This window comes from Halomicronema sp. CCY15110 (assembly GCF_016888165.1).
Taxonomy (GTDB): domain Bacteria; phylum Cyanobacteriota; class Cyanobacteriia; order Phormidesmidales; family Phormidesmidaceae; genus Halomicronema.
This window is the reverse complement of record NZ_JACSWC010000395.1, coordinates 1-21,817: the sequence shown is the minus strand read 5'-3', so window position 1 is coordinate 21,817 and position 21,817 is coordinate 1. Positions and strand designations below refer to the sequence as shown.

General features: G+C 54.4%; 22 protein-coding genes and 1 riboswitch. Of the genes, 13 read left to right on the top strand and 9 right to left on the bottom strand.

Translation table 11 applies throughout. The features are described 5' to 3' along the window. The first annotated feature begins 163 nt into the window (after positions 1-163). Both JUK32_RS20095 and JUK32_RS20090 read left to right on the top strand, forming a co-directional pair. Complete coding sequence (locus JUK32_RS20095; protein ID WP_204140648.1) at positions 164-502, top strand: P-II family nitrogen regulator; 339 nt, start codon at positions 164-166, stop codon at positions 500-502. Positions 503-760: 258 nt separating this feature from the next. Next, positions 761-2,116 (top strand): folylpolyglutamate synthase/dihydrofolate synthase family protein, encoded by a 1,356-nt coding sequence (locus JUK32_RS20090; RefSeq protein WP_204140647.1) that lies wholly within the window; start codon positions 761-763, stop codon positions 2,114-2,116. 6 nt (positions 2,117-2,122) lie between these two features. On the opposite strand, the gene JUK32_RS20085 is transcribed toward JUK32_RS20090, so the two are convergent. Then, complete coding sequence (locus tag JUK32_RS20085) at positions 2,123-2,284, bottom strand: hypothetical protein (RefSeq protein ID WP_204140646.1); 162 nt, start codon at positions 2,282-2,284, stop codon at positions 2,123-2,125. Positions 2,285-2,354: 70 nt separating this feature from the next. On the opposite strand from JUK32_RS20085, the gene JUK32_RS20080 reads away from it, so the two are divergent. The 3 genes from JUK32_RS20080 (at position 2,355) to thiC (ending at position 6,974) form a co-directional block, all read left to right on the top strand. Further along, positions 2,355-3,395 (top strand): aldo/keto reductase, encoded by a 1,041-nt coding sequence (locus JUK32_RS20080; RefSeq protein ID WP_239112889.1) that lies wholly within the window; start codon positions 2,355-2,357, stop codon positions 3,393-3,395. A 275-nt stretch (positions 3,396-3,670) separates the two neighbouring features. Next, a riboswitch (TPP riboswitch) is annotated at positions 3,671-3,767 on the top strand. 196 nt (positions 3,768-3,963) lie between these two features. Further along, positions 3,964-5,463: a Na+/proline symporter gene (locus JUK32_RS20075; RefSeq protein ID WP_204140645.1), complete on the top strand. Its 1,500-nt coding sequence runs from the start codon at positions 3,964-3,966 to the stop codon at positions 5,461-5,463. 119 nt (positions 5,464-5,582) lie between these two features. Beyond that, on the top strand, positions 5,583-6,974 hold the full coding sequence (thiC, locus tag JUK32_RS20070) for a phosphomethylpyrimidine synthase (RefSeq protein ID WP_204140644.1): 1,392 nt from the start codon (positions 5,583-5,585) through the stop codon (positions 6,972-6,974). 64 nt (positions 6,975-7,038) lie between these two features. Here the strand turns inward: thiC and JUK32_RS20065 are convergent, their stop codons facing one another. After that, positions 7,039-7,593, bottom strand: coding sequence for a Uma2 family endonuclease (locus tag JUK32_RS20065; RefSeq protein WP_204140643.1), 555 nt, complete (start codon positions 7,591-7,593; stop codon positions 7,039-7,041). Positions 7,594-7,765: 172 nt separating this feature from the next. Here JUK32_RS20065 and JUK32_RS20060 point away from each other — a divergent pair, with 172 nt between their 5' ends. Next, the gene (locus tag JUK32_RS20060; protein WP_204140642.1) at positions 7,766-8,446 is read left to right on the top strand and encodes a Uma2 family endonuclease; all 681 of its coding nucleotides are present in this window, start codon (positions 7,766-7,768) and stop codon (positions 8,444-8,446) included. Between the two features lie 39 nt (positions 8,447-8,485). Here the strand turns inward: JUK32_RS20060 and JUK32_RS20055 are convergent, their stop codons facing one another. Further along, positions 8,486-12,511, bottom strand: coding sequence for a hypothetical protein (locus JUK32_RS20055; RefSeq protein WP_204140641.1), 4,026 nt, complete (start codon positions 12,509-12,511; stop codon positions 8,486-8,488). A 221-nt stretch (positions 12,512-12,732) separates the two neighbouring features. Between JUK32_RS20055 and JUK32_RS20050 the strand changes: the two genes are divergently transcribed. The 4 genes from JUK32_RS20050 to JUK32_RS20035 all read left to right on the top strand — a co-directional run bounded on the left by JUK32_RS20050 (position 12,733) and on the right by JUK32_RS20035 (position 15,789). Further along, on the top strand, positions 12,733-13,188 hold the full coding sequence (locus tag JUK32_RS20050) for an NfeD family protein (RefSeq protein ID WP_204140640.1): 456 nt from the start codon (positions 12,733-12,735) through the stop codon (positions 13,186-13,188). Positions 13,189-13,239: 51 nt separating this feature from the next. Then, positions 13,240-14,109 carry an SPFH domain-containing protein gene (locus tag JUK32_RS20045; RefSeq protein WP_204140639.1) on the top strand — a complete coding sequence of 290 codons (870 nt, stop codon included), beginning with the start codon at positions 13,240-13,242 and terminating at the stop codon, positions 14,107-14,109. Positions 14,110-14,416: 307 nt separating this feature from the next. Beyond that, positions 14,417-14,923 carry a nucleoside deaminase gene (locus tag JUK32_RS20040; RefSeq protein ID WP_239112888.1) on the top strand — a complete coding sequence of 169 codons (507 nt, stop codon included), beginning with the start codon at positions 14,417-14,419 and terminating at the stop codon, positions 14,921-14,923. Positions 14,924-15,450: 527 nt separating this feature from the next. Further along, on the top strand, positions 15,451-15,789 hold the full coding sequence (locus tag JUK32_RS20035; protein WP_204140638.1) for a helix-turn-helix transcriptional regulator: 339 nt from the start codon (positions 15,451-15,453) through the stop codon (positions 15,787-15,789). A 175-nt stretch (positions 15,790-15,964) separates the two neighbouring features. Here JUK32_RS20035 and JUK32_RS20030 read toward each other — a convergent pair whose 3' ends face one another. Both JUK32_RS20030 and JUK32_RS20025 read right to left on the bottom strand, forming a co-directional pair. Then, positions 15,965-16,858, bottom strand: coding sequence for an alpha/beta fold hydrolase (locus tag JUK32_RS20030; RefSeq protein ID WP_204140637.1), 894 nt, complete (start codon positions 16,856-16,858; stop codon positions 15,965-15,967). A 181-nt stretch (positions 16,859-17,039) separates the two neighbouring features. After that, a complete protein-coding gene (locus JUK32_RS20025) occupies positions 17,040-17,585 on the bottom strand; it encodes a cyclic nucleotide-binding domain-containing protein (protein WP_204140636.1) in 546 nt (181 codons plus the stop codon). 112 nt (positions 17,586-17,697) lie between these two features. Here JUK32_RS20025 and JUK32_RS20020 point away from each other — a divergent pair, with 112 nt between their 5' ends. Together JUK32_RS20020 and JUK32_RS20015 are read left to right on the top strand one after the other, a co-directional pair. Then, the gene (locus JUK32_RS20020) at positions 17,698-18,507 is read left to right on the top strand and encodes an RMD1 family protein (RefSeq protein WP_204140635.1); all 810 of its coding nucleotides are present in this window, start codon (positions 17,698-17,700) and stop codon (positions 18,505-18,507) included. Positions 18,508-18,509: 2 nt separating this feature from the next. Continuing rightward, complete coding sequence (locus JUK32_RS20015; RefSeq protein ID WP_204140634.1) at positions 18,510-19,331, top strand: tetratricopeptide repeat protein; 822 nt, start codon at positions 18,510-18,512, stop codon at positions 19,329-19,331. Between the two features lie 113 nt (positions 19,332-19,444). Here the strand turns inward: JUK32_RS20015 and JUK32_RS20010 are convergent, their stop codons facing one another. The 4 genes from JUK32_RS20010 to JUK32_RS20000 form a co-directional block, all read right to left on the bottom strand. Then, positions 19,445-20,065, bottom strand: a complete 621-nt coding sequence (locus JUK32_RS20010) for a TenA family protein (protein ID WP_204140633.1) — start codon at positions 20,063-20,065, stop codon at positions 19,445-19,447. A 7-nt stretch (positions 20,066-20,072) separates the two neighbouring features. After that, on the bottom strand, positions 20,073-20,195 hold the full coding sequence (locus JUK32_RS28100; protein WP_255538304.1) for a hypothetical protein: 123 nt from the start codon (positions 20,193-20,195) through the stop codon (positions 20,073-20,075). Then, positions 20,161-20,742, bottom strand: coding sequence for a Crp/Fnr family transcriptional regulator (locus tag JUK32_RS20005; RefSeq protein ID WP_204140632.1), 582 nt, complete (start codon positions 20,740-20,742; stop codon positions 20,161-20,163). The genes JUK32_RS28100 and JUK32_RS20005 overlap by 35 nt, the downstream gene beginning before the upstream one ends. Before the next feature lie 151 nt (positions 20,743-20,893). After that, complete coding sequence (locus JUK32_RS20000; RefSeq protein ID WP_204140631.1) at positions 20,894-21,214, bottom strand: hypothetical protein; 321 nt, start codon at positions 21,212-21,214, stop codon at positions 20,894-20,896. Between the two features lie 147 nt (positions 21,215-21,361). On the opposite strand from JUK32_RS20000, the gene JUK32_RS19995 reads away from it, so the two are divergent. Further along, the coding region (locus JUK32_RS19995) for a helix-turn-helix domain-containing protein (RefSeq protein ID WP_204140630.1) at positions 21,362-21,817 on the top strand (456 nt) is incomplete at its 3' end.

Sequence of the window (21,817 nt, the reverse complement as noted above, 5' to 3'; positions counted from 1 at the left end):
CGGGTTTAAATCCATGAGCCCATCCCGCGATCGCCCCCAGTTGTGGGGCAAAATGTGACGTATCCAACGAAATGTAGTGAGAATTACAGTATTGTGTCCGTAGCCCTCGCTAGACATAGGGCTGCACTGCATGTTGGCAGTGGTTGTGTGGAGCCTAAAACGTATGAAGAAAATCGAAGCGATTATTCGTCCCTTTAAATTGGACGAAGTCAAGATTGCCCTAGTGAACGCGGGCATCGTTGGGATGACTGTTTCTGAAGTGCGCGGCTTTGGCCGTCAAAAGGGCCAGACTGAGCGTTACCGGGGCTCAGAATACACTGTTGAATTTTTGCAAAAATTGAAAATTGAGATCGTGGTTGACGAAGACCAAGTTGACATGGTCACTGAGAAAATTATCGCGGCGGCCCGCACGGGCGAGATTGGCGACGGCAAAATCTTCGTTTCTCCCGTCGATAAGATCATTCGCATTCGGACTGGCGAAGAAAATACCGAAGCGGTCTAGACAGCGGTCTACCAGACTTCTCCCTCACCTCTGCCTCAGCCAGCCGTATCTGAGGGGCAGGGGTTTCTATTTGTTCTGAAAATAAGCTGGCCTCAAGGGGACGCTTCCCGGTGAGAGTCACTGATATGGGGATGTGCGATCTGAGGGCACCGTCCCCTTGCCACGCGCCGACCGCCGCCTGTTTATGGTTCGGAGTAGCGCGATCGCGTCATGAATCATGGTTTTGAACTTGTGAGTGAACGTCCCCACCCAGTCGTTATGACCGTCGATGCCTCCCAGCAGCACATTAACCAGCGCTTAGAGAAATATGCCCGTTTCGGTGTCCATTTGGGCCTAGAGCGGATTCAGCACTTGTTAGCGGCCCTGGACAATCCGCAGCAGCAAGTGCCGATCATTCACGTGGCGGGCACCAATGGCAAAGGCTCGGTCTGTGCCTACTTGTCCTCCGTGCTGGTGCAGGCGGGCTACCGAGTGGGGCGCTATACGTCGCCGCATTTGGTGAGTTGGTGTGAGCGCATTTGTGTGAACGAGGAGCCGATCGCCCCCGAAGCCCTAGCGTCTACTTTGGCCCAGGTGGAAATGGCGATCGCCCCAGACACCGAAACGCCTACCCAGTTTGAGGTATTGACGGCGGCGGCCTGGCTGTTTTTTGCCCAACAGTCGGTGGATATCGCCGTGATTGAAGTCGGGCTGGGAGGCCGCTTGGATGCCACAAATGTGGTCGATCGCCCCCTCGTCTCGGTCATCACCTCCCTCAGTCGCGAACATTGGCAGCGTCTCGGCCCGACCCTGGCCGACATTGCGGGCGAAAAGGCGGGGGTTTTGAAACCGAACTGTCTCGCCGTCATCGGCCCTCTGCCCGCCGAGGCGGAGGCTGTCGTGTTGGCGCGATCGCAGGCGGTGGGGTGCCCGGTGCTCCGGCCCCCGATCTCCACTCTGGATGCCGACGGCTGGGCCAGTTATCCGACCCCCGCTCCCGGTCAACCACCGTTGCGCTATCGGCTGCCCTTTTTGGGAGCCCATCAGCAGATTAATTCCGCGATCGCGATCGCCACGCTGAATGCCCTCCGCGAACAGGGCTGGAAGATCAGCGAGGCGGCGATGCAAACTGGCATGGTGCAAGCCCGCTGGCCGGGACGCCTCCAGTGGCTCACCTGGCAGGCTCCCGATGGTCACTCCTATCCCTGGCTGATGGATGGGGCGCATAATCCGGCGGCGGCCCAAACCCTGCGGCAGTATCGCGACGATTTGCAGCGGCAGTCGCAGGCCGGCATGGCCCCTCAGGTTGCCGACTTGCCGTCACCACTGCCCTCGACGACGACCTGGCTCATGGGCATGTTATCCACCAAAGACCATGCCGATGTCTTGCAAGCGCTGCTTCGCCCGGGCGATCGCTTGCATTTGGTGCCGGTGCCCGGTCATGCCACGCTGCCCCCCGCTGAGTTGCAGGCGATCGCCCGACAGGTCTGTCCCGAGTTGGCGGCTTGCACCATTTATGCAACCCTCGCTGCGGGTCTTGCGGGGGCGATTGCCGATCCGGAGGCCGTGCGGGTCTTGTGTGGTTCGCTATATTTGATCGGTCACTTTTTCCAGACCCAGCGTTACCAGGGTTAACCAGCTTTAGAGGACAGGCGCAGTGGTGGCAATGGTGCGGAAGTTTTCGCTGGGTGTGCCTGAGCGATCGCCGTGTGTCGCCCATGCGCCTGTTGCCGAATGGGTTGCCGAAATATAGGAGGGCGATCGCCGAGTCATCGCAGGTTTGGTTTTATTAACACTCACCATGCTTGCTCAGAGATGATTTGTCAGAATAAAGCCGTGTCGGTTTTTCTTATGGTCAGCCAGGACTCAGTGCATGAGTGGATTCCTCCCAACCCGCCGTCAGTTTTTGTATGCGGGAGTCGCAGCGGCGAGCACGGCCATCAGCGGCAGTGCCTGCAAACGCTCCCAAACGTCGCCCCTGGCCGCTGCCCCTAGCGATGTCGTCCCCGATGCTGCCGTGCCAGATGTCGCCAAGGCCACCGCGATCGCGGAGCACTCGGTGGCAGCTATGCCGACCCGGACTTTGGGACGATCTCAACTCACGATGCCAGTGCTGGGGTTAGGCGGCTCAGCGTCACCTCTCTCTCGTGGGGGCCAGGAGGCCGAAGCGATCGCCCTCATTGAACAGGCGTATACGGGCGGCATTCGCTATTTTGATACGGCGGCGAATTACGGGCCGAGTGAAGAACGCTTGGGCAAAGTTCTCCCAGCGGTGCGCTCCGAGGTGATGATTGGCACCAAAACCAGCCGCCGCGATCGCGATGAAGCTTGGCGGCAGTTAGAACAGTCCCTAGAGCGGCTGCAAACTGACTACATTGACCTGTGGCAGTTTCACGCCATCACCTACGACTGGGATGTGGATACCCTGCTGGATGAACAGCAAGGGGCGATCAAAGCGGCGGCAGAGGCCAAAGAGCAGGGGATCATTCGGGCGATCGGCATTACCGGCCACAACAACCCCGAGATTTTTGTCAAAGCGCTGAATCGGTACCCTTTCGATACCGCACTGATTCCCATCAACGCCGCCGATCGCCATACGCCCCAGCCCTTTATTGACCATGTGTTGCCCGTCGCCCAGCAGCACAACACCGGCATCATCGGTATGAAGGTGCCCGCCTATGGTCGGTTATTTCAGCCCGGTGTGTTGTCCGGCATGACGGAAGCGTTGGGGTATGCCCTGTCGCAACCTCAAGTCCACTGCTGCATTGTCGCTGCCGACACCCCAGCGCAGTTAGCCGAAAATCTGGATGCGGCTCGCGGCTTTACACCGTTCACGGCGGAGCAGTTATTGGCGATGGAACAGCGCACTGCCCAAGTCTGGCAAGAGGCCAATTTCTTTCGCCGCTGGTCCTAGTGCGTGTCCGAGACCTATGACTGGCTAAATTCAACCGTATAGTCAGAGTCAAGGGGGTTGAGGCAGCGGCCAATCACCGGGGGGCAGCGCCGCTGACTGTCAAAGGGAGCCAGCGATCGCTTGCCCTTGATGGAGGAAGCGTTGCTGGAGATCTCTCTTGCGAGCCTAGGTAGCGGCGATCGCTCACGACACTTGCGTGAGGACTCAGAACCTGCCAGTCTTTAATACAGCAGATTAAGGCAAAGTTCCCAGCTCGCTGAGCAGTGATACAATCACCATCAAGCTAGGGGTGTCCGAGCAAATCGGGCTGAGATTATACCCTCAGAACCTGACCTGGTTAATACCAGCGGAGGGAAGCGTTGATTGAGGTTACGTAACCGAAGCGACGGGCGGGGCTGCCAATTCAGACTTTTGAGTTGCTGGCTTAAAAGTAGATTCGAGCTGTTTTCTGACTACTGAATTCGGCATCGAATTACTTTCCGTCGCTGCGTCTAGTACCACTCCCGTCATCCTTCCAATCGGTCATCACCTCTAGCATCTGGCTGTCATCTTGCGAGGTGCGTTGTTTATGACCTTAAGTGCCACGGCATTAGGCGTCACGTTAGTGACGATCGCCGCGTTTACGTTGATGGGATTGTTGCAGGCGAGTCGCCGCACCATCACTCTCGAAGACTACATGGTGAGCCGCAACAGCGTCGGCACCCCGGCAGCACTGGCCACCATTGTGGCGTCGGCTATGGGCGCGTGGATTTTGTTCAGCCCACCGGAAGTCGGCGCAACGGCGGGTATCGCGGGCATTCTTGGCTACTGCATTGGGCAAGCCACGCCCTCGGCGATGTTTGCGTTTATGGGCACGCGCATTCGGTTTCTGATGCCCCACGGTCATTCGCTGAACGAGTACGTGCTGCATCGCTTTGGCCAGGCGATGTACCTGCTGACGTTGGGCATCATCGTCTTTTACATGTTTGTGTATTTGACGGCGGAGCTGACGGCGATCGCCAAAGCGGTCGAACTCATGGCCGGAGTGCCCCTCTGGCTGACGGCGGTGCTGGTCATCTCAGCGGTGTTCATTTACACCACCGTCGGCGGGTTAGCGGCGACCATTTTCACCGATGCCATTCAGTTCATCGTGATTGTGCCGCTGCTGTTGCTGAGTTTTGCGATCGCCCTCATGGCCCTCGGCGGCTGGGGCACTGCGATCGCACCCGTGACCCAAGCGGCCCCTGAATTGCTGTCGCTAGCGAACGGCCCTGGCATCAAGTTTGGGGCGACGCTGGTGATTGCAGTGATCGCGGCGGAAATGTTCAACCAGGCCAACTGGCAGCGCATCTACGCCTGCCGCGATGATGTGGTGGTGCGGCGATCGTTCCTCGGCTCCTTTCTCGTCATCGTGCCGATGTTGTTCATTGCCGGACTGCTCGGCATTCTCGCCATGCACTTTGGCTTTAATACCGATGTCGCCTTCTTCTCCCTGATTGAAGCGTTGGGCCTGCCCGGTTGGGTCAGCATTGCGGTGCTGGTGCTGGTGCTCGCCCTGGTCATGAGCAGCCTGGATACCTTGCTCAACGGCATTGCCAGTGTCTTCACTATTGACTTGGTGCGGTTCTTTCCCGCCATGCCGTCCACGGGCATTTTGCGGGCGTCCCGCCTACTTACTGTCGTCATCGGCATTCCCGTGGTTCTGATCGCCGCCCAAGGCTACAACGTGCTGTATCTCTTCCTGCTGGCGGATCTGGTCTGTGCCGGTGCCCTATTCCCGGTGCTGTTTGGCTTGTATTCTCGGCGGCTCACCGGAGCCATGGCCTTCTGGAGTTCTCTGTTGGGCATTGGGGCCGGGGCATTGTTCTTTCCCCGTCCCGACTTCAGCCCCTGGAACGGCCTGCCCTTCGCGGGGGATCTGCTAGTTAGCTTTGCCGTGCCCATCGTTGTCTCCGTGCTGATCTCATTGATCTGGATTCAAGTCAAAGCCCAGCAGGGCCAAACTGAAGCCTTTGACTTCAAGCGTTTGGACGAAGAGATTCGCGCCTACGGCGAAGCGGAGTCGGTGACGGCGGAGATGTCGAACTGAACAAGTGGCTGGGTAGTTGGGTCGCTGGGTCGCTGGGATTTCCTCACACCCTGCCACTCTCACACCCTGCCACCCTGCTACTTCCATACCTGTTTGTCAAAAACTACGAGGTTAAACCCATGCGTACAGAATGGATTGCGAAACGCCAAAATCACGCCAACAAATCCCAGATGCACTATGCGCGACAGGGCGTGATCACCGAAGAAATGGCCCACGTGGCGAAGCGGGAGAATTTGCCCGCCGAGCTGATTCGCGATGAAGTGGCGCGGGGGCGGATGATTATTCCCGCCAACGTGAACCATCCCAACTTAGAGCCGATGGCGATCGGCATCGCGTCGAAATGTAAAGTGAACGCCAATATCGGCGCATCCCCCAACTCGTCGGACATCCAGGAAGAGGTGGCGAAGCTGGAACTGGCGGTGAAGTACGGCGCGGACACCCTGATGGATCTGTCCACGGGCGGCGGTGACCTGGATACCATTCGCACGGCGATCATCCAAAATTCCCCCATCCCCATTGGTACGGTGCCGATTTATCAAGCCCTGGAGAGCGTCCACGGCAACATCGAACAGCTCGCGCCCGAGGACTTTCTCCACATCATCGAAAAGCACGCCCAGCAAGGGGTGGATTACATGACCATCCACGCGGGGATTTTGATTGAGCATTTGCCGCTGGTGCGCGATCGCATCACGGGCATTGTGTCGCGCGGCGGTGGCATTCTGGCTCGCTGGATGCTGCACCACCACCAACAAAATCCGCTGTACACCCACTTTGAAGACATCATTGAGATCTTCAAAAAGTACGATGTCTCCTTTAGCCTGGGCGATTCCCTGCGGCCCGGTTGTCTGCATGATGCGACGGATGCAGCGCAACTGGCCGAACTCAAGACCCTGGGCGAACTGACCCGCCAAGCCTGGGAGCACGACGTGCAGGTGATGGTCGAAGGGCCGGGTCACGTGCCGATGGATCAGATCGACTACAACGTCAAAAAGCAGATGGAGGAATGCTCCGAAGCACCCTTTTACGTGCTGGGGCCACTGGTCACGGACATTGCTGCCGGGTATGACCACATCAGTTCTGCCATTGGCGCAGCTTTAGCCGGGTGGAGCGGAGCCGCCATGCTCTGCTACGTGACGCCCAAAGAACACCTCGGCTTACCCAACGCCGAAGACGTGCGCCAGGGACTGATTGCCTACAAAATTGCGGCTCACGCGGCGGACATTGCGCGGCATCGACCCGGTGCCCGCGATCGCGACGACGCCATGTCCCACGCCCGCTACAACTTTGACTGGAACCAGCAGTTTGCCCTCTCCCTCGATCCTGAGCGAGCCAAGGAGTACCACGACGAAACCCTGCCCGCTGACATCTACAAAACCGCTGAGTTTTGCTCGATGTGTGGGCCAAAGTTCTGTCCCATGCAGACCAAGGTGGACGCCGACGCGCTGACGGAGTTAGAGAAGTTTCTGGCACAGGGGGATGCTAAACAAGCACCAGAAATGACTCAGGTGTAATTCTCAGAGCCCTCAGATCATCACGATTAAGGCTGAGATGGAAGCACTTTCATCCAGCCTTTTTTCATGGCTCAGGAATGCTGATGAGTTGGTCAACCGCGATCGCCATCGCTGGAAACGCGATCGGATACAGCACGCCCTCACTCACGGTCTGACGGATCAAAAAATCACCATTTTGACCATCCTTAAACACGACCAGCTGCCGGTTCGCGATGTCAATCACCCAATACTCCGCAATCCCCGCTTCGGCATAAACCCGACGCTTGGTTTCCAGGTCGTAGGTCAAGGTCGTATCGGCAATTTCTACTAGCCAATAAATATCTTCAGGGTAAGGATGGTGGGCGAGATAACGAGTATCGGGTAGCCGCACGATCGCGATATCTGGCTGCGGCTCAGATGTTGACAGTGTAATGGGATGAGCCTCAAAGATCTTCGCTTTGCCTTGAAGCTTGCGCCTGAGATATTCTGCCCCTCGGTCATTAACAAAGCGATGAAATTGCCCCTCTGGAGCCATGTCCCAAATTTCTCCCTGGATAAGTTCGCAGCGACGGCGATCGAGGATGCCGAGCTCCCGCATCTGTTGATAATCGGCGACCGACCATTGGGTAAGGGTCCGCATGGCATAGCTCCTCAGCGGCAAATAGTAAACCTAAACCTGATCCTACTGCACAGTTCTGGACTGGTTGGGGGTTGGCGGCGATCGCCCCCTCTCCCCTGCTCCCCCTCTCCCCGCACACAAATCCCTTCGCCAACGGGTCCGATAAACTAGACTCAGAGCCTCCAGAACGACTATGACCGCCATCTCTCCCCACCTCTCTGCGGCTAGCTACCCTTCGACAGACGGTGAACCTGGGGCCGAAACCTTTGGGCATCTCTACGCCATGCTCATCACCCTGGAGTTACTGCGCCAGTATTTGGCGGGGCAGCAGGCCACCGTGTTGAGCAATCAGTTTCTTTACTACGCTCAGGGCTTTCCTAAGCTGCGAGTCGCCCCGGATGTCATGGTGATTTTTGAGGTCGAGCCCGGTGGCCGCGACAACTACAAAATTTGGGAGGAGGGCCAAACCCCTGCCGTCATTTTCGAAATGACCTCAGCGGGCACCCAGGAACAAGACCAGTCTTATAAAAAGACGCTGTATGCCCAGTTAGAGGTGGAGGAATATTGGCTGTTTGACCCCAAGGGGGAGTGGATACCGGAACAGCTGCGGGGCGATCGTCTGCAAGGCGAGGACTATGTGCCGATCACCGACAGCATTAGCCAGCGCCTCAACCTGCGACTGGCGGTTGAAGAGTCACTGATCGGCTTCTATCGGCTGGACACGGGGGAGAAGTTACTCATTCCCGATGAATTGTCGGCGGCCCTGACGGAATCAACGGCTCAATTAACCAGTGAGCGCCAACGCCGGGAAGAGCTGGAAGCGGAACTGGCGCGCTATCGTCAACAGTTTGGTGACTTGCCCACGGATTCATAGGGCCTAGAGGCCGCTATTATTGTCGATCTAGAAGCCACCTTATTTGGATTTGGACACGTCCAGAACAAACACATCAATGAGTCCTCTGAGCGTTGGCGGTAGTGCTGCTTCAATGCTGATTTGAAGCTCCTGAGCACTTTCGATGCCGTGGTTTTTTCGTCCAGCAACCTTTTCGCCTGTGCCAAACCAAATTGCAAGGAAAATGCCCTGTTGCGCTGCGTCTGGGTGTATCGAGTAGAGTTCATTCAGCTGAGTGGAGGCGGCAGTATATAGATCTTTATGCCACTGCCCCTTAACCTCTGTAACAAGCAAAAGTTTTTTACTGACAATCATTTTAGTTACAGTGAAATCACTTCGCTTTGCGTCCTTTAGCTCATGCTCCTTCACAACAGAAATACCTTGCGGCTCAAGCCTTGATTTAAGGTATCCAGCAATAACATCTCTAGACCTTTCTTCATCTAGTCGATCACCATTTTTATAAAATAGGTTGGCGAAGTTAAACTCCCCGCCATCAATATCCTTCTGGAAGTATTGAAGCTCTTCGATAACAAGTTGCCGCAAGCTTTCTACAGTAACCACTGCATTGCGATCCAGGTGATTTACGATTTCTTGTGGTGTTGGCGGTTCAAAATCCCTAAGTGCTTTATTTCGTACTTGACTGGCATGTATGCTCTTCAGGTCATTGTGTAAGTCGGCGAAGCGCGAATCAGCAAGAAGCCTTTCGAGGACAGGGATAGCATCATCGGGATCGTCTGAGTTGATAGACCAGATCACGTCGGTCAAAAAGCGATATGCATTTTCTCCTTTAGAGCTGCCCGAACCCCAGTGGTTCGGCAGGTCTACCTTGGGCCATTGACCAATAAAGGCATCCAGAATGGCTTCTACCTTGCTTGATGTGAGCATGGGCCAGGAAGAAGTACCAGGGCTCATTCGTCCAGACCGCTCGTAAAGTAGGAGCACAGTATCTTTATCTGCTTTAAGCCAGTTCCAGTATGTTTCAGGTGTATCGTCGAGAAAGTACCACGCGCGCACTAGCCAGAAAGTACGTTTGCGTTCGATATCTTCATTTTCAGTCTGATTGGGCCAAGCGGACATAAACTCTGTGCAACGCTCAGCAATGATTTCTTTCAACTTATCCCGGTTACTATGTTGAGCTGCAATCTCGAAAAGTGTATTGAGTGGATTCAGTTCCAATTCACGAAAACGTTGAAGCCATTCAAGCGATAGCGTGGCACGTAAATGACGAAAGGTATCCTCTCTACGCAAGAACCAAAGCTCTGGATGTGCATATCCTGACTGTGCCAGTTGTGGCTCAATGTAATGACGAAGGAAATTCTCTGCACTATCGCTATCAGAAAAAAGTAAACGATTAACTTCCTCTAATAGTGCATCGTAATTTTCATTGGAGACAGCATCGTAGGAGATGCACATACCAATACGCAGTGCTCTCAGTAGGTGGAGATTAACTTCTTCTAGATTGCCTTTAAAGCGCATAATCTCTAAGCATGCTGCATAAAGAATAATCTCTGAGTCATCAATTTTTGAAGTACGCCGTAGTTCCGCAATCTCACTCAGGTTGGGAACATGCGGAGCTATAAAATCAAGACAATTTCTGAGCGAAGTTTGAACGAGGTTTTTGTCGTTAACCTCTTGCTCGATATCGTCCGAATGCATTAGAACCAACTTTGCAAAGAGAACTAAACAGTTCCAATCGCGGCCAGCTTCGATAAGCTTCCTGTTGTCCTGAAAGTACTCGATGTTTGCTGCTCGTATTTCGTCTTGCTTCCTGCGGCGGTGCTTCATCTTGCGAGTCGGCCTGACACGCCACTCACGTTTTTCTAAATAGAACTGTTTTGCTGTAGCCCTGTTGATCTTGGCCCACTCTTGCATGAACAAGGTTTTTTTCAGTGCCTGTTTACGCATGTGACGCCGCAAGTCATTTGGGCCTCGCTCTTCCTTACTTTGATAGTATCTATGTCCTTCCATGAAACATGCCCATAAATCTGGGTTGTCGGTTTCGAACGCCAGATCAACTATGAATTTGTAATCATCTCCTCGAAAAATAAGACCGTTGTGGCAGTGGAACCTATGCCAAGTGAACTTTGTTTCGTAGATCTCGTCACGGTCAGTCAGTGTTCCAAATACATGAGCAATAATGCCTTTGTGCAGCTCATTATCGTTTTGAAGGACCTGAACCGCCTTGCTTTGGTGGATACCTTTTTGCTCATGGAAGATCAGGTTCCTGACCCATTGCCAAACCCGTAATGGATCAAAGGGAGGTTTTGCCAACTCGAAGTAGCGATCCAACATTGATCCTACGATTTTGCTTATACCGTTTCGGCAGTCGCATTCATAAGGCTTCTTTCCGCATACGCATACTAAATTTTTGGTCAAGTCATCTAAGAGCCACTCGATAGTCGCAATGTCTAGCCCGTCGATGAACTTTTTCAGGAAATAGCGATCTCCTATTGCACGCCTATGTCTTCTTCGGTGGTTCGGATAAAGCTTTGAGCATACGTGAAGAAACTCTGCGAGATAAGCCCGTTCGAACGTTTCCGGGCCTAGAGTTTCAATGATCTCAGCCGCAATACTGAGAGAAGTACTACTGGCCTCAGAAATAAGGGTTTCCAAGTCAGAGCGACGGACATCACCGTCAACGTCGAGCAAACATCTATTCGCTAGCCAACGAGTATGTTCGCTTTCAGTCGGTGTGAGAGTAAGTTGGCGCAACTCACCTCTCAAGTGCTTGATTGCTGGTGATCCTCTCAAAAGCTCAAGGATCAGATTACGCAAGTGCCCGTCACTTCCAGATGTGAGAAGGGGTTTGATCTCATCCACAACATCTTGGGTGAAGAACCCCGCAACGCTGAACCGACGCCAGGAATCCCCCCTTCGAAAGTAAGGATCTTGTTCCTCGACTTCTATTAGCCGATGTATAAGTAGGCGCTTTGACGAATGGTCAAGCTGGGAAGGATCGCCATTCGCTAGCACTCCGTAGGGATCAAGATTAATGGCAGATTCTTGTATGCGTTTGTTACCTAATGCTGCCATCCAACCTAGCAGCCCTCGCAATTCATCTCGCACTGTCAAGTTTGGAGCAATAATAGGCAGGCACTTGGGCAATGTCAGCGGGTCCGCTGGGTCTGCTATCCGCTTCGTGAGATAGTCCGCTGCACAGTATTCAGCGACAATCTTGTGTACGGGACGATGCTGGTCTACGTTGTCGCTCGGTTTGAAAAGACGAGTTGCCAGAATTGCATCAGCTGCAGTTTCGCTTTCAAATAGTGAAGCAAGCAATGGATACATGCGATTTTCAGTGGCTTCGCTTATGCAGACGCCTTCTGCACCGGCAAATAAAAGCTTAGTGAAAACTTCCGATGATATGTCTACCTTTCGAGCGATCGAAAGCGTTGGATTAATGCCCTTCAGATAAGGATTTGCCTCCTTCGCCAAACGTTCAACCGCTTGTGAGAAAATTGAGCGCTTGTCGGCGAAGTGTCTTTCACTCTCAATATATGCATCAGCAAACAGTTTCAGAAACTGAGGGTTTGGGAGAAGCATTTCCAAGTCAAATCGAGCAATCTCGGTCTTAAACGCCGCGAAGTCCTCTCCTGGCAAGTGATGTTCAAAGATCGCCCTCTGTTCCGATTCATCAAACTCGCGTAGCCTAACTACTAGAGGTGAATGCCCTAAGAATTCGTTGAATGCGTTTGTTGCAGCGTTATCCCACTCGCTGGATCGGCTCGACAAGTAAACATGACTTGGGCTAGTTGCTTCAGCTTTAGCAAGAAGTTTGTAGATTCCGGAGTCATCAACCTTTGACAGCTCATCAAATGCATCAATCACCAACGGGACGTTGTTTTCACTTACTCCTATGTGCGCAAATTTTCTTGCTGTAACGGCCGTTGTCCCCAGCTGTTGAGCAATACTCCCCATCAGATCAGTTTTTCCACCACCAGGTTCAGCCAAGACGACCACGTAACTTGAAGCGGCAAGTAACTCCGTTTCGGTGTATGTGCTGTCATGGCTTGAGAGGATACGTGGAAGGTAGAAAGTTGGACTCATACATGCATGATTGTTCGCGGATAAGAGCGGCTTACCTTTGTTTTAGCGGCATGGGCTGCAATGCTATTCGATTATATAAATTGGAATTGAAGTTCTGCTTCGAGGTCGATTTCAAAGCTTCATGTGGATTTTTACCAGCGGCGGAAATCCTGCGGCAAGATTGAAAGTACAGAGGAACTATCGTGAGCTATCGGAGTTGTGACTGTAGCGGGTGACCTGCCATGAGCTTTCCAGACTTATTGACCCAGGCCGTCGGGCCAACGCCCTGGGTGATCGGGGGGTGCTGTCTGCTGGCCTTCAGTCTGTTGATCCCCAATCCGCCAGCGGTGGCCTTGGGGTTAGCGAGTTTGGTCACCGCGATCGCATCGGTGCGGTTGCCGACTTTACCCAGCCAACTCTTCCTTTGTGGGGTATTATCCGCAGTTTTTACGCTCGTGATGCGAGGCTTGCTGCCCCAAGAATCCAAAGAGTTAGCCGCTGCCCCGACGGCGCGGGTGTGTGAAGCGATCGCGCCGGGGGAGTGGGGGCGCGTGCATTACGAAGGGGCCATCTGGCACGCCCGCTGCCAAATCAGTGATGTCGCGATCGCCGCGCAAACCCAAGTCCGCGTCATCGAGCGCCAGGGCAATACCTTGATTGTGCTGCCGATGCCCCCCGCCCGTTCCACAACTGATTAAAAGGATTACACTGACGATGATTCTGTCCCTCTCCCCAGGAGCAGGCGCTTAATGGCTCCCTCAATTTTTGCGATTTTGGCGCTTATCGTCATTGGTTACACCGTGGGTTCGGTCCGCATTGTGAATCAGGGCAATCAGGCGTTGGTCGAACGACTGGGCCGCTATCACCGCAAGCTGCGACCTGGCCTCAACTTCATCGTGCCGTTTTTAGACACCATCGTTTGGGAAGAGAGCATTCGCGAACGGTTGCTCGACGTGGACCCCCAATCCGCCATTACCCCCGACAACGTCGCCCTCAACGTTGACGCCGTGGTTTATTGGAAAATTTTGGATTTAGAGCGCACTTATTACGAAATTGAAAATATTCAAGATGCGATCCGCGAGTTAGTGGTGACGACGCTGCGATCGGAAATCGGCAAAATGCCTTTTGAAAAGACCTTTTCCTCCCGGGATGAGCTGAACCGAGCCCTGCTCGATCACTTGGATGAAGCGACGGAACCTTGGGGCGTCAAAATCACTCGGGTCGAGGTGCAGAGTATCGTGCCACCAGCCTCGGTGTTGGAATCGATGCAGCAACAGCAGGCCGCTGAACTCAAACGTCGCGCCACCGTATTAGAGGCCGAGGGTGAGCAGCAGGCGTCGATTCGGCGCGCGCAAGGCACCGTGCAGTCGATTGAGCTGCTGTCAGAAGCCCTCAGAGAGCGTCCCGATGCCCAGGAGATCCTCAAGTTTTTGATTGCCCAGCAGTATGTGGAGGCCAATCAAAAGCTCGGGGAAAGCAACAACTCTAAAGTCCTCTTTATGGATCCCAAGTTTCTCTCCGAAGGGTTGATTGACCTCATCAATTCCCCCGTCACCCCCGAAAATCTCCCCAATAGCGAGCCTCGCCCTCAGCGTCCCAAAAATCCGCCGCGTAAATAACCGCGTCGCTAACTGGGCCGCCGCCACTACCCCTGAGAGAGACCTGGGAAACGGCAGTGGCTTGTTTGCCTTGCGGATCTTCCGCATACTGGTCGGCAACCGGAACGGGGAAGCCTTATCGATGTCATCATCCTGATTGACTGACGAAAGTTCCTCGCGTAGGTTGGATAGAACGAAGTGAAACCCAGCACTAGAGGCAGTAGGTTGGGTTACGCTAGCGCTAACCCAACCTACTGCAGAATAAGGGTTTTGGGAGTTTTGTCAGTCAACCAGGTCATCATCACCAGCCAGCGATCGCGCTTCACAGATGGCTCATCCTCCTCCCAGTCGCGACCAAATGATTGCCCACCTGCGGCGAGCCAATGCCGTCGCCCAACAGGCATTGCAAGCAGGGCATCATCCCTTTGGCGCGATTTTAGTCGCGCCCGACCAAGCCACGGTGTTGCTAGCGCAGGGCAACCTTGACACCGTCAACCATGCCGAATCGACCCTCGCCAGGACGGCCTACCAGCGCTTTGCTCCCGATTATTTATGGGGCTGCACGCTGTACACCACGGTAGAACCCTGCGCCATGTGTGCCGGGACGCAATATTGGGCCAATATTGGCCAACTCGTCTACGGCGTGGCCGAAACCCAACTGCTCGCCCTCACGGGTAACCATGACGCGAATCCCACGTTAAATTTGCCCTGTCGCGAAGTGTTCGCCTGCGGGCAAAAGCCCCTGCAAGTTTGGGGGCCAATTGCCGAAGTCGCCGCTGAGATCCGGCATCTCCATCAAGACTTTTGGCAACAGCACCCCCCAGCCCGGGCCTAGCGATCGCCAACGACACCGGCAAAACGCAAAGTTAAACAGCACACTTGTGTGATTCAACGTCAGTGCGACAGGCTGATTTCGCCCTCTCTCCCCACATCTCTCCCAGTGGAAGCAAGACTGCAACCCCTTATTTTTGCCTTGACTGGGATCTCTAACCCCCGCTGAAATGACAGACGTAGACTTTTCATCGAACTCACGTGATTCCAAGCGATCGACCATGCCCAGCATTTGAACCCAATGGTGGCGGCCCCTATCCGGTCTTGTTGGAGGTCATTCCAGGGGGCAATAAGTCCAATAGGTTTATATTTTTTGATGTATTCAATAAGTGAAACAGGGTGTATCGGACTTCAGTTGTCAATGCGAGCAAATACCAGAAAAACTTATGGCACAAACAATCTAATCAAATAATGACGATTCATCTAGACATCTCTACCCTTAGGGGTATTTTCGTCGACGGTTAATGCCGTTTTTATTTTTACCAATTAGTATTGATATTACATTCATCAACTTCACTCGCTCTTTACACTATGGTTGCTTTAGTAGAAATTCCGGCGGCAAAGGCGTTTCATGCGCTCTCTGACCCGTTACGACTGCGGATTATTGAGAGTCTGCGGGACTGCGAATACTGCGTTGCCGATTTGTGTGAGCATCTTGATGTTAGTCAGTCCAAGTTGTCCTTTCACCTGCGAGTGTTGAAGGAGTCGGCCATCTTGCGATCGCGTTCTCAAGGCCGCTGGACTTACTACAGTCTCAATCTGCCGCAAATTGTGGCGCTAGAGCAGCATTTAGCCGATTTTCGCTACTTGACCACGAGCTTGCCCACGCCTCCCGAAACCGGCCTCAGCAACCGCCCTGACGAGTCGTGAGCCTCGCTTGGCAGCCTTCAGGGGGCGTCACCAATTAAGCGTAGAAACCTTGAGAAGCAGGTGTGGTCGCGCCTGCCGCACTGTGTCCGCTGGGGACTGTTGTCCGCTGGCTGCGAAGATTTCCCCGCTAAGTGATGTCCCGCCCTGAACGATGGACGGGAAGACTTCCGGCGGCTCATCGCGCCATGAGAAATTGCTGGATTTCCTGGGCAGTGGCTTCCGCTTGCTCCAAGTGAGGGACATGGCCGCACTGGTCAATCCAGGTGAGGGTGGCGTGGGGTAGCTTTTCGGCAAACCGGGTGGCGTCTTGGGTGCCCAAAATTTTGTCTTGTCGTCCCCACACAATCAGCGTTTCAGGCGTGATGTCGGCAATGCGATCGCTTAAAAAGTTGTAGCCACCACTTTTGGTAAACGCAATCAGCGCCTCCGACCAATTGGGGCAGGCCAGGTGCAACGCCGCGCACAACTCGGCATCCGCCGTGACCCACGATTTATCCGCATAGGCTTGCTGGCTAATGCGTCGCCGCACCCCCGAATTTTTCAGAAAGGCGGTGGCCCAGCGATCGAGCGGTGGAAACATGAATCGCCCCATGGCCGGGCCAGCGGCCAGACCCGCACTATCCAACAAGACCAACTGGCTCACCGCGTCCGGGTAGGTCAGGGCAAAGTCGATCGCCGCAGCCCCGCCCATGGACGCCCCCACCAGCACCACTGGCTGTTGAATCAACTGCTGCCAAAAATCATGCAGATGTTGCTGAATCGCAGCGGGGGAAAATGCTGGCGTGACGGTGCGATCGGTAAAGCCAAATCCCAGCAGATCCACCGCCCAAGTTGTATGAAATTGCGCTAAGTGGGGCAGCAAACGACGAAACTCGAACAGCGAGCTGTCGAAGCCATGTAGCAGCAGCACTGGCGGTTGCCCGGCTCCCTCACAGACGTAGGTCGTCGGTACGGGCAGATAGCTGAGTTCCGTAGCGACCTCGACCTGTTGAATGTGCTGGGCGATCGCGATCGAAGTCGGCTCGGTGAGTTGAGCAACCGCAGCGGGCAAAAAATCCGGCAATTCCATTGGAGAAGGATGAGCAGTCATAACGAGGAGAATGGGTCGGCAGGAGCGCGATCGCTCACCAGAGTAACTTGAGTAGTTTAACCTTGAGCCTGGGCCACAATCCCGCTCATCCTCCGGATGCCAGCCCCCCCAGTCCTCAGATCGCTGCGAATACTGGTCAATACGGACTCGGATCACGCCATCAGATCTCCGGTTCAGTATCCCGCAGCCGCCGTATTAGCCAATCAAATCGAATGCCGCCGAGCGTCATATTGTCCGCCATATCCGACGACAGCAGCGCTTGGTTGAGTTCCGTCGGTTCCCAAAACTCCGCCTCCAAATGCTTGACCGTCCCCCGCAGGCGAATCGACAACAGCGTTGCCAGCGCTTGATACCAGCGTTTGGCAAACCCCAGATCTTGATCGAGCTTCCGGTTCAACACCGATCGCTCCACCATGAGCACCACCGACGACTCGCTTGCGGTCACTGTCGCGGACGGCGGCAAATGATCGACAAACGACATTTCGCCCATGACCTCACCGCTGGATAACCGGGCAATGTACGTTTTGGGAGAATGATCCAGCGACACCCAAAACTGCCCCATCAAAATTAAGTAGATGGCGTCAATCGGTTCGCCTTGTTGAATCAAGACTTCGCCAGCGGCCAGTTCACGTCGGGACCCCGCAGTTACCAACCAATCCACATCTTCATCGTCCAAGATGCCTAATATAAAGAGAATACGTTCCATATCTTAAATCTGTCCTAAGTGGATTGATCATCGCTTATCGGTAAATTGCTTTACCGCAGCAGGTCGCAGGGTTGGGACAAAAATACTTACTTACGGTTAATCACGAGTTGCAGTGTTGTTTACAGATATTGATACAGTCGAAGTCCGAGCCTATTTTCTTGGGCAAAAAGTTGACTTGCAACCCTTTACTCAAACGGCCCCGCTAGCAGTAGATCCCCTGACGATTCATAGTGACGACACCAATTGCGTCGTCCTATTTGATTATGGAGTGGCGGTCTTATTTGGCTTTTCTAGTATTGAAGAAGCAAAGTTTTTGAATGATATTCAAGGACTGATTGTAAGCCCGTTTGCCGAACCTGAGACAGAAGATGTCCTAATTCGTCTCGCTCCGGTGAATGAAGGTAAAGTCGAAGCTGGGGTCATCCTCGTCCCGCAGTTTGACATTCCCGTACTGCAACTCGTGGCCCATGTCCTCGCCAAGAGTGTGGTGCTCGACCAATATGAGGCCGAAACCGCGCAAGTCTTTGATTTGATCGAACCCTTTGCGGCCAGTCTACAAAAGCCCAAATCGCCACGACGCGGGGCTCAGGTGTTGCTGAAGCAAATCGGCAACTCACTGCTCATCCATCACAAAATTGTGGGCCGAGTCGAAATCGTCGATAAGCCAGAGCTGCTGTGGGAATATCCCGAGCTGGATCGGTTTTACGCCCGGCTTGAGGATGAATATGAAATTCGAGAACGGCACTCTTCTCTAGATCGCAAGCTTGATCTGGTGTCGCGCACGGCGGAAACGGCGCTGGACATTCAGCAGCAAAACACCGGCCTGCGATTGGAATGGTATGTCGTGATCTTAATTGTGATTGAAGTGCTGTTATCGGTTTATGAGCTGATAATGATGAATAGATCACTGACAGGAGGATAACGATGGGGGCGATTGTTGAAGTCACGAGCCCGACCTTTGACGAGGCGGTGCTGGAACAGTCTTACCAAATGCCGGTGGTGATTGATTTTTACGCCCAGTGGTGTGGCCCCTGTCAAATGCTGAAGCCGCTGCTGGAAAAGCTGACCCAAGAGTACGAGTTCACGTTAGCGAAGGTTGATATTGACCACAACCCAGAGCTCGCCAGGATTTATCAGGTCGAGGGGGTGCCGGATGTCAAGGTGGCGGTCAAGGGTGAAATCTTCAGCGGTTTTGTCGGCATGCTCGATGAAACGCAACTGCGCTCTTTTTTGGCGCAGCTCAATCTCAAGTCTCACTTTGATGAGGCGCGGGCTGATTTAGCCGCTATCCGAGGCAGTGGGGATATGGTGCAACTGCAAGCGAAATACGCGGAGTTGCTCCAGCAGTTTCCCGATCGCCCCCAACTCCTGCTCGATGCGGCGCAGTTTTACCTGGCTCAAGGCGAGTTTGACTCGGCGATCGCGCTGCTCGATCGCATTGACCCGCTACAAAAGCCCTATGGTGAACAAGCTCAGGCGGTGCGATCGCTGATGGCATTTCATCAAACGATCGCTACACTCACCCCCGATAGTGAAGCCGATGAGCTGTATCTGGCGGGTGCCAAGGCGGCGATCGCGGGCGATTATGAAACGGGGCTGGAGCAGTTTTTGGCGCTGGTGAAGTGCGATCGCAAATATCGCGCCGATGCTGGCCGCAAGTCCATGCTGACCCTGTTCAACCTGCTGGGCAACGACCATGCCCTCACCCAAACCTATCGCAAAAAGCTGATGCAGACCCTTTATTAGCGCGAGGGCGGATTTGTTTTTGCCGGCTGGCAAGATGCTTGCCAGCACAATGGCATTCCTACACTTCGCGGACTAATCCCCCCTCCCCCTCACACCCACTTACCCTCGCTCTCTCAAACCCGCCACGCCGCCTCAAAAAAGTCGTATTCACACTGCATGGCATAGCGAAACGTCGCTGCCGCCAGCTCATTATCAGGACTGTATTGATCGACGAGCGCTTCGAGCTGCGCCGCCAGGGGCTCAAAGTCGTCGCTGCTGTAGGTGCGTACCCAGTCCCCATACTCATGGTCAGGCAGGCCCTGACTGGCTAGCGATTGACCAATAAATGCATACAGGCGCATACAGGGCGACATGGCGATCTCGGTTATCCCCACCGTCTGACTCCAAGCCGTTGCCAGCAAAAAGTCGGTGTAGCGCCGTGTGGCCGCCCCCGGTTGGACGGTGGATAAATCCACCCCCCAGGCTTGGGCGTAGTGATCGTGGAGTTTCAACTCACTCAACACGCCCCCGGCCAATTCATGGAACGTCATGAATCCCTGCCAATTGGGGGCTTTGGCCGCCGCCACGCTGTAAGCCCGCGCAAAGGCTTCGAGAAAGAAGGCATCTTGCCCCACGTAATAGGCAAAGGTGTCGCGTGGCAGCGTACCGTCGTAAATGCCCTGGACGAAGGGATGGGTGAGACAAGCCTGGGCTAAATCTTGGTTGGTCTGCCAAAGGCGCTGGGACAAAGTCATCGCAAAGTCAAGGTAAGCAACCCTTCTCTTGTACCTGACTTTGGGGCAGCGGCTCTACTGCGCCCCGATCGCCCGCCGCCGCCAGCGCGATCGCCTTAATGGGGAAAGCTACCGTAGGGGAAGCCTGCATTCTCTTCGACCAAGGCATAAGCGCCGTTGTCGGCCATGGCTGTTTGCCGCTGCCGACCCGGCACTTCACCCGGGTTGTAGGTAAAATCCGATTCCCGCTGGGGCTCGGGAGTCGCTCGCTTTTCTTGTAAGTCTTTGTTCAGTTCCCGAATCCGGCGAGATAACAATCGAATGATGTTGATGGCAATGCCCGGCGTTTCATCGATCGCTTCGTACAGTTGGTTTTGCGTCAAGATCAGACAGTCGCATTCTTCTAACGTGGTGACTGACGCCGATCGCGGCTCCGCATCAAACAGCGACATTTCCCCAAAACACGCCCCGGCATCCAGTTCTGCTAAGGTCTGACCATTTTCGCGATGGACCTTAACCTGCCCTTTCACCACAATGTAGAGCGCCCGTCCCTCGTGGCCCTCAGTCAAAATAGTGTGCCGTTCAGGAAACGAGAGTTCGTCCATAATCGACACCAGTCTGATTAAAAAGTCGTCCCTTAACTCGTTGAAGATCGGGACTTCTCGCACAAACAGTAAGCGGTCAACACTCGTTAGCATATGTAGTCAAACATTCACCCCAAGCATAACAACGGTTATTCAGCCGACCTTTGGGCCTGGGAGAATCTTTAAGGAACAGGCATCAGACCATAAAGGATACGTCAGAATCTTGAACTGTGCTGCGAAATTTGGACGCGGCACAGGACATTAGTCAAAATCGCCAGCAATTTTTCAGGGGTAAGTGTACCGTTGCCCCTGAGCGATCGCCCGTATAGCTGATCGCGGCCACTGCGTATTGATCGGCCACGGTGTCGCGATAGGTTTTGATGCTGCCGTGCGATTCGGAGTAGTAGAGATTTGACGTGACGGCCTGCACTTGGCCAGGGGGGCTGGGCCAGGTATAGCTCGCCAGGGTGGTTTTGAGAAAGAAGACGCCAAAGAGGCTGAGGGCCGCACCGCTGAGGATGAGGAATCCGGCAAACCCGGCAAAGATGCGGTATTGGCCGGGGGTGACGGGGGTTGGGGTAGTCATGGCAGGTTCATCAACAACGACAGCGGGGGATATAGAAACGGCCCCACTGTATGCAACCTGATTGCGGGTGACGTGACGAATGCCAATCCCCCATCCAAAATCTAGAATCCGCCGCTACCCTTAGAGAAAAATCGCCCTACCCTCGCCATGTCGTCAACTCGCCAACCTGTGTTTGCCAGCCCGGAAGGAGTGCAGCGGCTCGAAGCAGCCAAAGCTGAGCAAAAATTGAGCTTCGCCGCGATCGCGGCAGCCGCAGGGGTGAGTGCCAAAACGGTGAGTCGATTATTTCGGGGCGAAGCGGTGTTGGTCGCCAGTGTGGAAGCGATCACGGCAGTGTTGGGTTTAGAGGTAGAGGCGATCGCTCAGCTCCCCAACCCAGAAGCCGACGAGGGCTATGCCGAAGCGGAAAGACGGATTCAGGCAGCGATCGCTAACCAGGCCACCGAGTTAGACCTCTCCGGCTTGAACCTCAAAGCGGTGCCGCCAGAACTGGGCCAACTGGCCCATCTGACGGAGCTTTCCCTCGACCAAAATCAACTGACGGCGGTGCCGCCAGAACTGGGCCAACTGGCCCATCTGACGGGGCTTTCCCTCCACCAAAAT

Coding starts and splice junctions, on each gene's coding strand:
- JUK32_RS20095 (WP_204140648.1), top strand. CDS start 164: ATGAAGAAAATCGAAGCGATTATTCGTCCCTTTAAATTGGACGAAGTC.
- JUK32_RS20090 (WP_204140647.1), top strand. CDS start 761: ATGACCGTCGATGCCTCCCAGCAGCACATTAACCAGCGCTTAGAGAAA.
- JUK32_RS20085 (WP_204140646.1), bottom strand. CDS start 2,284: ATGGTGAGTGTTAATAAAACCAAACCTGCGATGACTCGGCGATCGCCC.
- JUK32_RS20080 (WP_239112889.1), top strand. CDS start 2,355: ATGAGTGGATTCCTCCCAACCCGCCGTCAGTTTTTGTATGCGGGAGTC.
- JUK32_RS20075 (WP_204140645.1), top strand. CDS start 3,964: ATGACCTTAAGTGCCACGGCATTAGGCGTCACGTTAGTGACGATCGCC.
- thiC (WP_204140644.1), top strand. CDS start 5,583: ATGCGTACAGAATGGATTGCGAAACGCCAAAATCACGCCAACAAATCC.
- JUK32_RS20065 (WP_204140643.1), bottom strand. CDS start 7,593: ATGCGGACCCTTACCCAATGGTCGGTCGCCGATTATCAACAGATGCGG.
- JUK32_RS20060 (WP_204140642.1), top strand. CDS start 7,766: ATGACCGCCATCTCTCCCCACCTCTCTGCGGCTAGCTACCCTTCGACA.
- JUK32_RS20055 (WP_204140641.1), bottom strand. CDS start 12,511: ATGAGTCCAACTTTCTACCTTCCACGTATCCTCTCAAGCCATGACAGC.
- JUK32_RS20050 (WP_204140640.1), top strand. CDS start 12,733: ATGAGCTTTCCAGACTTATTGACCCAGGCCGTCGGGCCAACGCCCTGG.
- JUK32_RS20045 (WP_204140639.1), top strand. CDS start 13,240: ATGGCTCCCTCAATTTTTGCGATTTTGGCGCTTATCGTCATTGGTTAC.
- JUK32_RS20040 (WP_239112888.1), top strand. CDS start 14,417: ATGGCTCATCCTCCTCCCAGTCGCGACCAAATGATTGCCCACCTGCGG.
- JUK32_RS20035 (WP_204140638.1), top strand. CDS start 15,451: ATGGTTGCTTTAGTAGAAATTCCGGCGGCAAAGGCGTTTCATGCGCTC.
- JUK32_RS20030 (WP_204140637.1), bottom strand. CDS start 16,858: ATGGAATTGCCGGATTTTTTGCCCGCTGCGGTTGCTCAACTCACCGAG.
- JUK32_RS20025 (WP_204140636.1), bottom strand. CDS start 17,585: ATGGAACGTATTCTCTTTATATTAGGCATCTTGGACGATGAAGATGTG.
- JUK32_RS20015 (WP_204140634.1), top strand. CDS start 18,510: ATGGGGGCGATTGTTGAAGTCACGAGCCCGACCTTTGACGAGGCGGTG.
- JUK32_RS20010 (WP_204140633.1), bottom strand. CDS start 20,065: ATGACTTTGTCCCAGCGCCTTTGGCAGACCAACCAAGATTTAGCCCAG.
- JUK32_RS28100 (WP_255538304.1), bottom strand. CDS start 20,195: ATGCAGGCTTCCCCTACGGTAGCTTTCCCCATTAAGGCGATCGCGCTG.
- JUK32_RS20005 (WP_204140632.1), bottom strand. CDS start 20,742: ATGCTAACGAGTGTTGACCGCTTACTGTTTGTGCGAGAAGTCCCGATC.
- JUK32_RS20000 (WP_204140631.1), bottom strand. CDS start 21,214: ATGACTACCCCAACCCCCGTCACCCCCGGCCAATACCGCATCTTTGCC.